The organism is Blastococcus sp. SYSU DS0510, assembly GCF_054050835.1.
Map to the genome: position 1 here is coordinate 192,780 of NZ_JBJHAC010000002.1, position 14,941 is coordinate 207,720.

A 14,941-nucleotide genomic window follows, 5' to 3' on the forward strand; every position below is an offset into this window, starting at 1 on the left:
CGTCGAGGTGGATGAGACACCGGTCACGTTGGGCGATCACGCTGACCGCGGTGGCCGCCCTGGTGGGACCGCCCGCCGCGGCCTCGGCCGCGCCCGTCGAGCGGGAGCCCGAGCGGAGCAGCGTCGGCTACGACGTCTCCCACCCCCAGTGCGGCACCGAGCTCCCCGACGACGCCGCCTTCGCCGTCGTCGGCGTGAACGGCGGCCTGGCGACCCGCACCAACCCGTGCCTCGCGGAACAGCTGGAGTGGGCCGCCGGCTCGTCGGGCGAGGTGCCCGGCCAGGAACCGCTGCAGCTCTACCTCAACACCGCCAACCCCGGGCAGGTGCGCCACCTGGTCACCACCTGGCCCGACGACGGCGACACGCCCTACGGCGACTGCGACGGCAGCAACTCGACGGCGTGTTCGTGGCAGTACGGCTGGGAGCGGGCGCGCACCAGCGTGGAGTCCTTCTTCCGCCCCGCCGCCCGCTCGGTGCAGCTGGACAGCCGGCCCGGGCGCTACACGTGGTGGCTCGACGTCGAGACGATGAACACCTGGCAGCTCGGGTCCTCCGACGCGCTCGAGCGCAACCGGGCGGCGCTCGAGGGCATGACCCGGTACCTGACCGAGCGGGACGGCCGGGTGGGGCTGTACTCGACCGGCTACCAGTGGGGCCGGATCGTCGGTGAGGTGCCGGAGGAGAGCGAGCTGGCCGGCCTCGACAGCTGGCTCGCCGGCGCCGACGACCGCGCGGACGCCCGGCAGCGCTGCGACGAGGACCCGCTGGTCGCCGGCGGCCGGGTGGTGATGGTCCAGTACATCGAGGACGACCTGGACCACAACCACGCCTGCCGCGCGACCGCGACCAGGGGCTAGAGCGCGCCCTTGCCCGGCTCCCCCGCCGGGACGGCGCTGAGCCGGCGCACCTCCAGCGGGGCGGCGAGCTTGCCCGCCAGCGCGCCGCCCAGGGTGGTGAGCGCCTCGGCCTTGCCATGGGTGCGGAGCGCCTCCGGGCTCTCCCACCGCTCCACCATGACGAAGACGCCCTCACCCTCGTGCAGCGCGTAGAGCTCGCAGCCGGGCTCGGCGTGCACCTGCGGCACGGCGGCGAGGATCGCCTCCCGGACGGCGTCCACCTCCTCCGGCTTCGGGGTGATGGTGGCGACGACGACGACGGACACGGGGCCTCCTGGGGACGACACGGATCGAACGGCCCGGACGATTGCCCTGGTGGCGCAGCGCCGGCCGGGTCAGGATGCCAGGGTGGTCGACGACGGCGTTCCCCCTCCCCCGACCGCTGACCACCCGCTGCGCGTGGCGGTCGTCGGCGCCGGTCCGGCCGGCATCTACGCCGCCGACGCACTGACCCGGCAGAGCGAGATCCCGGTCGCCGTCGACCTGGTCGACCGGCTCCCCACCCCCTTCGGTCTGGTCCGCCACGGCATCGCCCCCGACCACCCGAAGATGCGGGCGATCCGGGACACGCTGCACCGCAGCCTCGACCACCCCCTGGTGCGCTTCGTGGGGAACGTGGAGGTCGGCACCGACCTCTCGCTGGACGAGCTCCGCGCCCACGTGGACGCCGTCCTCTACACCTACGGCGCGGCCCTCGACCGGCACCTGGGCATCGAGGGCGAGGAGCTGCCCGGCAGCCTCGCCGCGACCGACCTCGTCGCCTGGTACACCGGTCACCCCGACGCCGACCGCGCGAGGGTGGAGGCGGCCCTGGCCGGCGTCCGGAGCGCCGTGGTCGTCGGGGTGGGCAACGTCGCGCTCGACGTCGGGCGCATCCTCGCCCGCACCGCCGAGGAGCTCGAGCCCACGGACATGCCGCAGCACGTCATCGACGTGCTGGCGGCCGCGCCGGTCGAGGAGGTGACGGTGCTCGGCCGCCGCGGTCCGGCGCAGGCGACCTTCACCACCCAGGAGCTGCGCGAGCTCGGCGGGCTCGCGGCGGCGACCGTGCTGGTCGACCCCGCCGACCTGGAGCTCGACGCGGAGACCGAGGAGCGCGCGGCGGCCGACCGCAACGCCACCCGCAACCTCGCCGTCCTGCGCGAGTGGGCGACCCACGAGCCGGAGCCCGGCCGCACGCGGCTGCGGCTGCGCTTCTACTCCCGCCCGGTGCGGCTGCTCGGCACCGAGCGGGTCACCGGCGTCGAGGTGGAGCGCACCGCCGTCGACGGCGACGGCCGCGCGATCGGCACCGGCGAGTTCGAGGTGCTCCCGGCCGACCTCGTGGTGCGCTCGGTGGGCTATCTCGGCACCCCGCTGCCCGGCCTGCCGGTCGACCGGCGCACCGGCACCGTCGCCCACGACGGCGTGGGCCGGGTGCTCCGCGACGGCGCGCCCTCGGCCGGCGAGTACGTGGCCGGCTGGATCAAGCGCGGCCCCACCGGGGTGGTCGGGCACAACAAGCACGACGCCCGCGAGACCGTCGCGGCGCTGCTCGCGGACGCCGCGGACGGCGCGCTGCGGGTGCGCGGCCCGGCCGACGACCTGGTGCGCACCCTGCAGGCGCGCGGGGCCGAGCCGGTCCTCCTCGACGACTGGCGGGCCATTGACGCCGCCGAGCAGGCCCTCGGCGCGAGCCGGGGCCGGGCCCGCACGACCCTGCACGAGCGGGAGTCGCTGCTGGCCGCCGTGCGGGAGGCCGCCGCCCGGGGGCGCTGAGTCAGCGCAGCGCGGCCAGCAGTTCCCGCGCCGCCGCCTCGTCGGCGGCGGCCACGAAGCGGATCAGCCCGCCGGTGTCGGGCAGCAGCCGGAGCGGCTCCCCGCGGTCGGTGAGGACCGCGCCCCCGGCCGCCAGCAGCACCGCCAGCCCGCCGGCGACGTCGTGCACGTGGGTGCCGCCGCGGTCGAGGTCGTGCCAGGCCGCCGCCGCCCCGTCGGCGACCAGGCAGAGGTCGACGGCGGTGCAGCCGGTGATCCGCACCCGGCGGGCCGTCGCGGGCACCGCCACCGCCCCGCCCCGCGGCCCGCTGGGGACGACGACGGTGCCGCCGGCCCGGGTGTGCACCGGCACCCCGTCGCGCACCGCGCCGTGACCCTCGACCGCGGCCCACCGCCGCCCCGAGGAGAGGTCGGCGACCAGCCCGGCCACCGGCCGGCCCTCGTGCACGAGCGCGGCCGAGAACGCCCACGGCGGCAGGCCGGCGGCGAAGTTCCCCGTGCCGTCGAGCGGGTCGAGCACGATCCAGGGCCGCCCGGCGGCGACCACGGTGTCGCGGCTCTCCTCGCTGAGCACCGGAACGCCCAGGTTCCCCAGGACGGCGACGGCAGCAGCGTGGGCGGCGTCGTCGGCGGCGACCGCGGGGCTGCCGTCGTGCTTGGTCCGCGCCTCCCCGGTGCCGTGGGCGAGCGCGACCGCGGTCTCCACACGGGTGGCCGCCAGCGCGGCCAGGTGGGCGAAGCGCAGCGGGAGGGGCGCGTCGGCGGGGGGCGCCGGCACCTCGACGGACCGGCCGGTCGCGAGGTGCCGCACCCGGTCGCAGCCCCACGCGGCCGCGGCGGCGAGCACCACCGGGTGGTCCAGCGGCACCCCCGCCCGTCGGATGACCACGGCGACGGCGGTGGCGTCCTCGGTCCACTGCCGGCGGACCAGCGCCACCTGGCCCTCGTCGCCGACCAGCACCCGCGCCCAGGGGTCGAGCACCGCCGGGGCCAGCGCGGCCGGCGACAGCCCCAGCGCCTCGGCCGCGGCCGGGAGGTCGCAGCGGGTCGCGGTGCGCAGCCCTGGCTCAGCCACTGTTGCGCAGCGCGGTCGCGATGCCGTTGATGGTCAGCTGGATGTTGCGGCTGGTGAGCTCGTCGTCCTCCCCGCCTCGCCGCCGCCGCAGCATCTCGACCTGCAGGTGGTGCAGCGGCTCGAGGTAGGGGAACCGGTTGCGGATCGAGCGGGCCAGCGACGGGTTGTCGGCCAGCAGGTCGTCGTCGCCGGTGACCGCCAGCGCCATCCGGCAGGTGCGCTCGTGCTCGGCGACGATCGTGTCGAAGACCCGCGAGCGCAGCTCCTCGTCCGGCACGAGCTCGGCGTAGCGGGCCGCGAGCCCGAGGTCGGTCTTGGCCAGCACCATGCCCATGTTGGACAGCACCGTGCGGAAGAACGGCCACCGCCGGTGCAGCTCGCGCAGGCGCTCCAGCCGCTCCGCGGAGTCCCCGACCCACTCCTCGAGCGCGGAGCCGGTGCCGTACCAGCCGGGCAGCATGATCCGCGTCTGCGACCAGCTGAACACCCACGGGATCGCCCGCAGGTCGGCGATGGAGTCCCCGGCCTTCCGCGAGGGCGGGCGGCTGCCGATGTTGAGCTCGGCCAGCTCGCCGATCGGCGTGGCCGCGCGGAACCACTGCACGAACCCGGGGGTGTCGTGCACCAGCTCCCGGTACGCGCGCTGAGCGCGGGCGGCGAGGTCGTCGAGCAGTGCGTAGGCCTCCTCCGCGTCGGCGCCGAGCCCCTCGACGTCGAGCAGCGTCGACTCCAGGGTGGCGGCGACGAGCGCCTCGAGGTTCCGCCGGGCGAGGTCGGGATCGGCGTACTTGGCGGCGATCACCTCCCCCTGCTCGGTGACCCGCAGGGCGCCGGCCACCGCGCCCGGCGGCTGGGCGCGGATCGCCTCGTAGCTGGGCCCGCCGCCGCGTCCCACGGTGCCGCCGCGGCCGTGGAAGAGCCGCAGCCGGATGCCCTCGCGGCGGGCGAGCTCCACCAGGTCCAGCTCGGCCCGGTAGAGCGCCCAGTTGGCGGCGAGGTAGCCGCCGTCCTTGTTGCTGTCGGAGTAGCCGAGCATGACCTCCTGCACGTCGCCGCGGTTGGCCAGGAGCCGGCGGTACAGGGGCTGGCCGAGGACCGCGCCGAGCGTGGTGGCGGCGGCCTGCAGGTCGTCGATCGTCTCGAACAGCGGCGAGATGCCCACCGGGCAGGTGGGACCGGGGTGGGTGGGGGACGACGAAGCGCCGGCCGGGTCGAGCAGGCCGACCTCCTTGAGCAGGACGGCGACCTCGAGGACGTCGCTCACCGACTCGCACATGCTGATCACGTAGTTCGGGATCGTCCGCGGCCCCAGCAGCGCCACCCGCTCGGCCGCGGCGAGCAGGACGTCGAGCTCCTTCCGGGCCTCCTCCGACAGCTCGGCGCCGGGCCGGACCAGCGGCCGACGCAGGGCCAGCTCGCCGGCCAGCAGCTCCACCCGCGCGGCCTCGTCGAGCCCGGCGTAGTCGTCGCACACCCCGGCCCAGGCGAGCAGCTCCGCGACCACCTGCTCGTGCACCGACGAGTTCTGCCGCAGGTCCAGCCCGCACAGGTGGAAGCCGAACACCTCGACCGACTCCCGCAGGCGCAGCAGGCGGTCGTCGGCGAGGGCGCCGGCCCCGTGGCTGCGCAGCGAGGCGTCGACGAGGTCCAGGTCGGCGCGCAGCTCGTCGGGACCGTCGTACGGGGGCAGCGACGGCAGCGCCCCGGCGTCCCCCGGCTCCGCCCCCGGTACCCGTGCGGCGGTGGCCGCCAGCCGCGCGGAGATGCCGGTGAGCGCCCGCCGGTAGGGCTCGTCGGCGCGGAACGGGGAGTCGTCCCGCGAGGCCTCGGCGAGGTGGTAGAGCTCGGGCGTCGGCGTGACCAGCCGGTCGGACATCGACAGCTCGTCGCGGAGCGCCGCGAGCTCGGCCAGGTGGTGCGTCAGGGCCGTCGCGGCCTGCCGGGAGGTGGCCCGGCGCAGCGCCTCGGCGGTGACGAAGGGGTTGCCGTCGCGGTCCCCGCCGATCCACGAGCCGGGCAGCAGCATCGGCCGGCGCAGCACCCCCGCCCCGGGCCAGCGCTGCTCGACCGCGCGGCGCACCTCGGCGTTGATCGCCGGTACCACTTCGAACAGCGAGAGCTCGTAGTAGCGCAGCGCCTCGTCGATCTCGTCGGTCAGCCGCAGCCGGGAGAGCCGCAGCAGCGCCGTCTGCCACAGCGTCAGCACCGAGCGCCAGAGCCGGGCCGACCACTGCGGGTCCACGTCGCCGTCGGCGGCGCGGTCGCGCTGCCGGATCAGCTCGGTGACCTGCCGCTGCACCTGGAAGACGGTCTTGCGGCGCACCTCGGTGGGGTGGGCGGTGACGACCGGGCAGACCAGGGCGCCGGCGAGCTCGCGGGCGACCGTGTCCTCGCCGACGCCCGCCTCGTCCAGCAGCGCGAACGCCGCCGCCAGGCTGCCCTGCTGCGGTGGGGACCCCGCGCGCCGGTGGTGCCGCCGGCGGCGCTCGTGGTGGATGTCCTCGGCGAGGTTGGCCAGCAGCGAGAAGTGGCTGAAAGCGCGGATGACGTGGTTGGCCGAGCGGACGTCGAGCCCGGCGAGCCGGTCGGCGAGCTCGGCGCGGTCCACCTCCGAGCGGCGGATGCGGAACGCCTCGACGCGGGTGGACTCGACCAGCTCCAGCACGTCGGGCCCGGCCTGCTCGCCGATCACCTCGCCGAGGACGCGCCCCAGGAGGCGGATGTCCTCCCGCAGCGGTTCGTCGTCCGCCCGGTCAGCGGCACCGGGCGAACCGTGGCGGCGGAGATCGGCGACGTCGACAGTGGCTTCGCTCACACCGCGATTATCGGGGATGCAGGTGACGCATTCGTGTCGCCCCCGCTACAGGCTCCGTCCAGAGGCTCACCCCGAGCCTGCGAGGGGTGAGGAGGACGGGGTCCTCTCAGTGCTCGAGCTCCCGGAGGCACTGCGCCGCGAGCTGGTCGCCGGCCGCCGCGCCCAGGCGGAACTGCTCGACCGCCCCCTCGAGGTCGCCGCGGTCGGCCAGCAGCACGCCGAGGTTCTGGTGGCAGTAGGGGTCACCGGCGGCGATGCCGCTGCGGTAGGCCTCCTCGGCCGCCTCCTCGTCGCCGAGCTCCTCGCGGTAGAGGTTGCCCAGCGGCAGCCAGGCCACCTGCTCGCCGAGCTTGGCGCCGCGCTCGAGCACCGAGCGGGCCTCGGCCGCGCGGCCGGTCTCGCGCAGGAGGTGCGCGAGGTCGGCGCGGGCGGCCGGGAAGTGGTGCTGGCCGGCGCGGAGGTCCTCCTCCAGGGCCGGGTCCAGCGACGAGCACCAGCGCCAGCAGGCGACGACGGCTGCCGCCTCCTCGTCGCCGGCGGCGGCGAACTCCTCGGCCACCGCCATGGCCTGCTCGCGCTCACCCTGCTCGCGGAGCAGGAACGCCAGCTGCAGCCCGCCCTCCAGGTCGCCTGCGGCCGCGGCGCCCCGGTAGGCGCGCATGGCCCCGGCGAGGTCACCGAGGTCCTCCAGCACCAGGCCGAGGTTGCGCCAGGCGTCGGCCTCGCCGCCGCGCAGCGCGACCTCGTAGGCGTCGACCGCCTCCTCCCAGCGGCTCTGCGCGGCGAGGGAGTTGCCGAGGTTGAAGGCGGCGACCGAGTCACCCAGGTCGAACGCGCGGCGGAAGCAGGCCTCGGCGTCGGTCTGCCGGCCGGCGTCGGCCAGATCGCAGCCGAGGTCGATCAGCGCGTCGGCGTCGTCGGAGGCGAGCAGCCGCCGCAGCCGCCCGTCCAGGTCCTCGGTCATGCCGCCGATGATCGCGGCGAGGGGGCCCGCGGCGCGCCCCCTCGCCGCCGGACCTCACCCCAAGGGAGCGGCCCGCGGCGGCGGGATCACCCGATCAGCTGCCGAAGGCCTCGCGCCAGGCCGGCATCAGCGAGCTGCGCACCCAGTCGAGGTAGGGCTCCTGCTGGTCCCCGCCGATCTGCACCAGGGCCAGGTGGGTGAACCCCGCCTCGGCGTACTCCTCGGCGGCCTCGATGACCGCCTCGACGTCGTCGCCGCAGGGGATCGACCCGGCGACGTCGTCCGGCGTGACGAACTGGGACGCGCCCTCGAAGGCCGCCGGGCCGGGCAGCTCGGCGTTGACCTTCCAGCCCAGGCCGAACCAGCGGAAGAGGCTGTGCGCCCGCTGCACCGCGGCGTCCTCGTCGGTGCCGAAGCTGATCGGCATCTGCGCGATCTTGGACTTGCCGGCACCGCCGGCGCCCTCGAACTCCTCGACGAGCTCGCTCAGAGGGTCGGTCGCGATCAGGACGTCGGCCAGCTCACCGGCGATCCTGGCCGCCTGCTTCCCGCCGGCGGCGAACCCGATGGGCACCCGCTTCTCCGGGAGGTCCCAGAGCTTCGCGGACTCGACGTCGAAGTGCTCGCCGCGGAAGTTGGTGTACCCCTTGCCGTCGAACAGGTCGCGGATGATCTCCAGGGCCTCGACGATCCGCTCGTGCCGCACGTCGGCCCCGGGCCACCCGCCGCCGACGACGTGCTCGTTGAGGTTCTCGCCCGCCCCGAGGCCCAGGGTGAAGCGCCCCTCGGAGAGGATCTGCAGGGTCGCGGCCTGCTGCGCCACGACCGCCGGGTGGTAGCGGAACGTGGGGCAGGTCACGTAGGTCATCAGGGGGATGCGGCTGGTCGCCTGCGCCGCAGCGCCCAGGGTCACCCAGGCGTTGGGCGAGTGACCCATCTCGTCCAGCCACGGGAAGTAGTGGTCGCTGCTGACGGCGAAGTCGAAGCCCACTTCCTCGGCACCGACCACGTGGCGGACGAGGTCCCTCGGCCCGGCCTGCTCGGTCATCATCGTGTAGCCCAGCTGCATCGCCATGCCGCCCGGCTACCCGGGTCGCCCCGGAGGCCAATCTTCAGACGCGCTCGGCGCGCAGCGCCTCCCGGACCTTGATCTTCCCGCTGGTGCGCAGCAGCGCCCCGGCGTAGACCCGGCCGCCGAGCCGGACGATCAGCGCGATGGCGGCCAGCATCAGCGCCACGGCCAGCCCGACCTCCCAGGGAGCGACGTCGCCGGCGGCCTGCCGCACCGGCATGACCAGCGGCGAGAGCCCCGGCACGTACGACGTCACCCGGGCCAGGCCGCCGGAGGGGTCGGAGGCGGCCTGGATGCCGACGAAGAAGGCGACGATCAGGACCATGGACGTCGGCATGAGCACCGTGGCGAGGTCCTCCTGGCGGCTCACCAGCGAGGCCGCCACCGCGAAGACCGCGGCGTAGAAGGCGTAGCCGAGCAGGAACCAGGCGATCACCGTGAGCACGGTGCCGACCAGCTCCCCGGGCACCTCGACGACGTCGAAGGCGAGGACCCCCACGACGCCGACGACGCCGATCAGCACCATCTGGCCCAGCGCCAGCACCCCCAGGCCGAGGATCTTGCCGGCGAGCAACTGCCACGGGCGCATGGTCGCCAGCAGCAGCTCGACGACCCGGCTGGCCTTCTCCTCGACCACGCCCTGCGCGATGAACTGGCCGAACAGGATCAGCAGGCTGTAGAGCAGGACGACGCCGATGATCGCCGTGACCACCCGCTGGCCGTCGGTCGCGGCGCCGCTCTCCAGCGGGGTGACCTCGACCTCGGGCACGTCCAGGCCGGTGAGGCCGGCCTCGGCGAGCTGCTCGGCGACGGCGAGCTGGCCGACCGCGCCCTGCACGACCGCCTGCAGGGCGCCGCCGGCGGACTCGCGGACCAGCAGCTCCGGGTCGGCGCCGGCCAGCAGGGCGCCGTCGACCTCCTCGGCGTCCACCGCGGCGCGGGCGGCGGCCTCGTCGTCGAGCTCGACCACGGTGACGTCGACGTCCAGCGCCTCCCCCTGGGCCTCGAGAGAGGCGGTCACGGCGGCGTCGCCGCCCACGACGCCGACCCGCGTCTCGTCGCCGCCGGAGCTGACGACCACCTGGAAGGCCATCGCGCCGACGATGGCGACCAGGATGACGATCGAGCTGATGATGAAGCTCTTGTCCCGGATCCGGGTGGAGAGCTCGCGCGCAGCGACCAGCCGGACCTTGGCGGCGCTGCTCAGGGTGCTCGGCGCGGTCACGCGGCCATCTCCTGCGGCTGGGCGACGGCCTCGCGGAACAGCTCCACGAGGGTGGGCTCGCGCCAGGCGAAGTGGGTGACCCGCCCGGTGCGGACGGCGGTCGCGAGGACGGCCTGGTCGTCGCCGCCGGCGCCGAGGTCGAGCAGCGTGTCGCCGGCGGACTCGGAGACCACGCGGACGCCGGGCAGCGCGTCGGCCCAGCCCTGCGGCGCGTCGGGGACGACGACCCGGAGCAACCGGCCCGCCTCGCGCCGGCGCAGCTCGTCGACGGTGCCGGTGGCGACCATGCGGCCGCGGGCGAGGATGCCGACCGAGTCGCACAGCCGCTCGACGAGGTCCAGCTGGTGGCTGGAGAAGACGACGGGGACGCCGGTGCGCACCTGCTCCAGCAGCGCCTCGGCCAGGGAGTCGACGCCGACCGGGTCGAGGCCGGAGAACGGTTCGTCGAGGATGAGCACCTCGGGCCGGCTCACCAGGGCGGCGGCGAGCTGCACCCGCTGCTGGTTGCCCAGCGACAGCTTCTCCACCGGGTCGCCGCGGCGGTCACCGAGGCCGAGCCGGCCCACCCACTCCTCCGACGCCCTGGCCGCGGCGGCGGCGTCCATGCCGTGCAGCCGGGCGAAGTAGGTGACCTGCTCGCCGACCTTCATCTTCGGGTAGAGCCCGCGCTCCTCCGGCATGTAGCCGATGCGGCTGCGGGCGGCCTCGTCCAGCGGGCGGCCCTGCCAGCGCACCTCGCCCGCGTCGGGCCTGACCAGCCCCATGGCGATCCGCATCGTCGTCGTCTTCCCCGCCCCGTTGGAGCCGCAGAACCCGAACATCGACCCCGGCGCCACCGCGAAGCCCACGCCGTCGAGGACACGGAGGTCGCCGAAGCTCTTCTGCAGCCCGTCGAACTCGAGCACCTGTCTCCTCCTGCTGCCGACACCACCGCCGGGAACCGTAGCGGCGCTCACGATCACCGCGGGGCGACCGAGCCGCCCCCGGGGTGATCGACCCCGACTGTTCACCTCGCGACCTCCGCGCCGGTGGGGTCTCATCGGCCCATGAGCGAGCGCGACGGCGTGGCGCAGCCGCCCTCCGGGGTGGGCCTGGAGCAGCTGCGGTCGGCGGCGGCCGGGTGCACCGCCTGCGAGCTGTGGCAGGACACCACCCAGACGGTGTTCGGCGAGGGGCCCGAGACCGCCCGGGTGGTCTTCGTCGGCGAGCAGCCGGGCGACCAGGAGGACCGCACGGGCGAGCCCTTCGTGGGGCCGGCGGGCCGGCTGCTGGACAAGGCCCTGGCCGACGCCGGCATCGACCGGCGGGACAGCTACGTCACCAACTCGGTGAAGCACTTCTCGCACACGGTGAAGGGCAAGCGGCGGATCCACCAGACGCCGCGGCCGGAGCACCTGCGCGCGTGCCGGCCGTGGCTCGACGCGGAGCTCGCCATCCTGCAGCCCGACGTGGTGGTGGCGCTCGGCGCGACGGCGGCCAAGGGGCTGATCTCCCCGTCGTTCCGCATCACCCGCGACCACGGGCAGCTGCTGCCCTGGACGCCGCCGGGCGCGCCGGCGCCGACCGAGGACGACGACGAGGACGCGCCGCACCAGACGTGGATCCTCGCGACCACGCACCCGTCGGCGATCCTGCGCACCCCCGGCGAGGCCCGCGCCGCCGCCTACGACGCCCTCGTCGCCGACCTGCGCACGGTCGCCGCCACACTGGCCTGATCCCACTCTCCGGGACTACCGGTGAGTAGGAACGGCAGGTGCCGGTTATGCCCTCCCGGCGTCCGGCCGGCCTCGCCACTCTCGGGGGCGGGCGAGCCCGGCCGGACCTTCCCTCAGCCGGTGCGGTCGACGGTCGAGCGGGAGGCCCGGAACAGCCAGAACGAGGGCACCAGCAGCGCGACGGCGACCATCGCGAGCACCACGACGACGCCGCCGGACACCATCGCGAACGAGACGCCCGCAGCGCTGGCCAGCGCACCGGCGCGCAGGTCGCCCAGCCGCGGGCCCCCCGTGACCACGACGATGAAGACGCCCTGCATCCGGCCGCGCATCTCCTCCGGGGCCGCCGTCTGCAGCATCGCGCTGCGCAGCACCGCGCTCACCATGTCCCCCGCCCCCGCGACGGCCAGGCACAGCACCGCCAGCCACAGCGTCGGGGCGTAGCCGAAGCCGATGATCGCCACGCCCCACACCGCGATCGAGACGATCACGACCGCGCCCTGCCGGTCGACCTTCGACACCCAGCCCGAGGTCAGCCCCATGACCAGCGCGCCGATCGAGATCCCCGCGAACAGCCAGCCCAGGCTGTTGGGCGAGTCGGCGTACCGGGTCTCGGACAGCTCGGGGAACACCGCCTGGGGCCAGGCGAACAGCATCGCGATGATGTCGACGACGAACGTCATGAGCAGCACGGGTTGGGTGCGCAGGAACGCGAAGCCCTCCCAGACGCCGTGCACGGCTGCACCCAGCCGCAGTTTCCCGGCGTCCCGGCCCGGCGGCAGCGGCGGCAGCCCGCGGAGCAGCACGGCGGCGACCACGAACCCCACGGCGTCGATGGCGTAGGCGGTGAACAGGGACCCGAGGCCGATCAGCAGCCCCGCGAGGAGCGGGCCCACGATCACGCCGATCTGCCGGACGGTCATGGCGAGCGCGTTCGCGGCGGGCACGCCGGCCGTGCCCACGAGCGCCGGGATGACGGCGTAGCGGGTCGGTGAGTTGACGGCGGTGAAGGCGGAGACCGCCGCGGTGAGGATCCACAGGAGGACGAGGTTCCCCCCACCCGGGAGCAGCGCCTGCGCCGCGAGCAGCGCGCTGGTCACCGCCGCGCCGACCGAGGTGACCACCAGCAGCCGCCGGCGGTCCATGGCGTCCGCGATCGCGCCGCCGAGGAGCCCGAAGACGATCAGCGGGACGAGCGCGACGACCGACGTCACGCCGACCATGAACGACGAGCCGGTCAGCAGGTAGACCTGGAAGGGGACGGCCACCAGCGTCATCTGCTGGCCGATCGTGGTGGTGGCGATGCCCCAGAAGAGCCGCCGGAAGCGCGGGTCCCGCAGCGGCGTGGTGTCGATCGCCCAGCCCCGCCGGCGCACCCGCTCCGGGACGGGCTCCTCGACCGGCGCCCCGCCCTCGACCGGGTCGACCGGCTGGCTCACGGCGCGAGCCGCTGCACGATCCAGCCCCCGCCCTCGGCCGAGTCGCGCACGAACCGCAGCCGGTCGTGCAACCGGTCCGCACCGCCCTGCCAGAACTCCACCCGGTCGGGCACCACCCGGTAGCCACCCCACACCTCGGGCCGGGGCAGCTTCCCCTCCGGCGTCTGCTCGTCCAGCAGCCGCACGCGCGCCTCGAGCTCCTCCCGGGAGTCGACGACGGTCGACTGCACCGAGGCGACGGCGGCCAGCTGCGACCCGCGCGGCCGGGGGTCCCACAGCCCGTCGGAGGCGGCGTCGCCGATCCGCTCCACCCGCCCGCTCACCCGCACCTGCCGCTGCAGCGCGTGCCAGGGGAAGACGAGCGCGGCCCGCGGGTTCACCGCCAGCTGCGCACCCTTGGCCGAGGCGTAGCTGGTGCCGAAGACGATGCCGTCGGTGTCGTAGCCCTTCATCAGCACGACCCGGGCGTCCGGGGCGCCGTCGGCGTCGGCGGTCGCCACGACGACGGCGTTGGGCTCGGGGAGCTCTGCGGCGACCGCGTCGGCGAACCAGCGGTCGAACTGCTCGACCCACGTGGGGGCGAGCTCCTCCTCGCGCAGCCGCCCCAGCGTGTAGTCGTTGCGCATGCGGGTCAGGTCGGGCACGCCGTCATGCTGACACCGGGCGGGCGCGGCGGCTCGGGAGGGCGCTCGCACCGCCCCCCGTGTGCCGGCGTGGGGTGGACGGCCTAGGGTCGGCAGGCAATCCGTGCGCCAGTTCCCTGCGCGCACGTGGTCCGCGCGCAGAGGAGCATGCGAGATGGCCGACGACTTCGTACCCGGCCTGGAAGGCGTCATCGCCTTCGAGACCGAGATCGCCGAACCGGACAAGGACGGCGGTGCACTGCGCTACCGCGGCGTCGACATCGAGGACCTGGTCGGCAAGGTCACCTTCGGCAACGTCTGGGCGCTGCTGGTCGACGGCAAGTTCGGCCCCGGGCTGCCGCCGGCCGAGCCGTTCCCCATCCCGGTGCACAGCGGCGACGTGCGCGTCGACGTGCAGGCCGCCCTGGCGATGCTGGCCCCCTTCTGGGGCTACCGCCCGCTGCTCGACATCAGCGCCGACGAGGCCCGCGACCAGCTGGCCCGCGCCGCGGTGATGGCGCTGTCCTACGTCGCCCAGTCCGCCCGCGGCATCGGCGTCCCCGCCGTCCCGCAGAGCCGCATCGACGAGGCCGCGACGATCGTCGAGCGCTTCATGGTCCGCTGGCGCGGCGAGCCCGACCCCCGCCACGTGGCCGCGGTCGACGCCTACTGGACCTCCGCCGCCGAGCACGGCATGAACGCCTCGACGTTCACCGCCCGCGTCATCGCCTCCACCGGCGCCGACGTCGCCGCCGCCATGTCCGGCGCGATCGGCGCGATGTCCGGCCCGCTGCACGGCGGCGCCCCCTCCCGGGTGCTGCACATGCTCGACGACGTCGAGAAGACCGGCGACGCCGAGAAGTACGTGAAGGACCTGCTCGACCGCAAGGAGCGGTTGATGGGCTTCGGCCACCGGGTCTACCGCGCCGAGGACCCGCGCGCCCGCGTGCTGCGCCGGTCGGCGCAGGAGCTCGGCGCCCCGCGTTTCGAGGCCGCCCTGGCCCTGGAGAACGCCGCCCTCAAGGAGTTGCGCGAGCGGCGCCCCGACCGGCCGGTCGAGACCAACGTGGAGTTCTGGGCGGCGATCGTCCTGGACTTCGCCGAGGTGCCCAGCCACATGTTCACCTCGATGTTCACCTGCGCCCGCACCGCCGGCTGGTGCGCGCACATCCTCGAGCAGAAGAACACCGGCCGTCTCGTGCGCCCGTCGGCCCGCTACATCGGGCCCGAGCCCCGCAAGCCCGAGGCCGTCGAGGGCTGGGACACCATCAACCACCAGGCCGCCCAGCCGGCCTGACGAAGGACCGCCCTTCCCCCACGCCTCGCGAGCTCGGCGTGGGGCCCTGAAGGGTGGCC

The 14,941-nt window shown here is 75.1% G+C and carries 13 protein-coding genes; 4 read left to right on the forward strand and 9 right to left on the reverse strand.

Annotated elements, in window-relative coordinates:
- Nucleotides 1-11 precede the first annotated feature (11 nt).
- A complete protein-coding gene (locus ACI79P_RS02515) occupies nucleotides 12-860 on the forward strand; it encodes a hypothetical protein (protein WP_456579464.1) in 849 nt (282 codons plus the stop codon).
- Here the strand turns inward: ACI79P_RS02515 and ACI79P_RS02520 are convergent.
- Nucleotides 857-1,165 (reverse strand): putative quinol monooxygenase, encoded by a 309-nt coding sequence (locus ACI79P_RS02520; RefSeq protein WP_456579465.1) that lies wholly within the window; start codon nucleotides 1,163-1,165, stop codon nucleotides 857-859. The two genes, ACI79P_RS02515 and ACI79P_RS02520, sit on opposite strands and share 4 nt — an antisense overlap.
- Before the next feature lie 82 nt (nucleotides 1,166-1,247).
- Here ACI79P_RS02520 and ACI79P_RS02525 point away from each other — a divergent pair, with 82 nt between their 5' ends.
- A complete protein-coding gene (locus tag ACI79P_RS02525) occupies nucleotides 1,248-2,657 on the forward strand; it encodes an NADP oxidoreductase (RefSeq protein ID WP_456579466.1) in 1,410 nt (469 codons plus the stop codon).
- Nucleotide 2,658: 1 nt separating this feature from the next.
- Here ACI79P_RS02525 and ACI79P_RS02530 read toward each other — a convergent pair whose 3' ends face one another.
- The 6 genes from ACI79P_RS02530 to ACI79P_RS02555 form a co-directional block, all read right to left on the reverse strand.
- Nucleotides 2,659-3,732 (reverse strand): inositol monophosphatase family protein, encoded by a 1,074-nt coding sequence (locus ACI79P_RS02530; protein WP_456579467.1) that lies wholly within the window; start codon nucleotides 3,730-3,732, stop codon nucleotides 2,659-2,661.
- Nucleotides 3,725-6,547 (reverse strand): phosphoenolpyruvate carboxylase, encoded by a 2,823-nt coding sequence (ppc, locus tag ACI79P_RS02535; protein ID WP_456579468.1) that lies wholly within the window; start codon nucleotides 6,545-6,547, stop codon nucleotides 3,725-3,727. Before ppc ends, ACI79P_RS02530 begins: the two co-directional genes overlap by 8 nt.
- A gap of 106 nt (nucleotides 6,548-6,653) precedes the next feature.
- Complete coding sequence (locus ACI79P_RS02540) at nucleotides 6,654-7,511, reverse strand: tetratricopeptide repeat protein (protein WP_456579469.1); 858 nt, start codon at nucleotides 7,509-7,511, stop codon at nucleotides 6,654-6,656.
- A 94-nt stretch (nucleotides 7,512-7,605) separates the two neighbouring features.
- Nucleotides 7,606-8,586: a TIGR03557 family F420-dependent LLM class oxidoreductase gene (locus ACI79P_RS02545; RefSeq protein ID WP_456579470.1), complete on the reverse strand. Its 981-nt coding sequence runs from the start codon at nucleotides 8,584-8,586 to the stop codon at nucleotides 7,606-7,608.
- Between the two features lie 37 nt (nucleotides 8,587-8,623).
- Nucleotides 8,624-9,808 (reverse strand): ABC transporter permease, encoded by a 1,185-nt coding sequence (locus ACI79P_RS02550; protein ID WP_456579471.1) that lies wholly within the window; start codon nucleotides 9,806-9,808, stop codon nucleotides 8,624-8,626.
- Nucleotides 9,805-10,713 carry an ABC transporter ATP-binding protein gene (locus tag ACI79P_RS02555; protein ID WP_456579472.1) on the reverse strand — a complete coding sequence of 303 codons (909 nt, stop codon included), beginning with the start codon at nucleotides 10,711-10,713 and terminating at the stop codon, nucleotides 9,805-9,807. The genes ACI79P_RS02550 and ACI79P_RS02555 overlap by 4 nt, the downstream gene beginning before the upstream one ends.
- Before the next feature lie 141 nt (nucleotides 10,714-10,854).
- Here ACI79P_RS02555 and ACI79P_RS02560 point away from each other — a divergent pair, with 141 nt between their 5' ends.
- Complete coding sequence (locus ACI79P_RS02560; RefSeq protein ID WP_456579473.1) at nucleotides 10,855-11,523, forward strand: UdgX family uracil-DNA binding protein; 669 nt, start codon at nucleotides 10,855-10,857, stop codon at nucleotides 11,521-11,523.
- Between the two features lie 113 nt (nucleotides 11,524-11,636).
- Here ACI79P_RS02560 and ACI79P_RS02565 read toward each other — a convergent pair whose 3' ends face one another.
- Entirely contained in the window at nucleotides 11,637-12,962 is a 1,326-nt protein-coding gene (locus ACI79P_RS02565; RefSeq protein WP_456579474.1) for an MFS transporter, read from the reverse strand.
- Entirely contained in the window at nucleotides 12,959-13,606 is a 648-nt protein-coding gene (gene pdxH, locus ACI79P_RS02570) for a pyridoxamine 5'-phosphate oxidase (protein WP_456579475.1), read from the reverse strand. The genes ACI79P_RS02565 and pdxH overlap by 4 nt, the downstream gene beginning before the upstream one ends.
- Nucleotides 13,607-13,760: 154 nt before the next feature.
- Here pdxH and ACI79P_RS02575 point away from each other — a divergent pair, with 154 nt between their 5' ends.
- Entirely contained in the window at nucleotides 13,761-14,882 is a 1,122-nt protein-coding gene (locus ACI79P_RS02575; protein WP_456579476.1) for a citrate synthase 2, read from the forward strand.
- Nucleotides 14,883-14,941 lie beyond the last annotated feature (59 nt).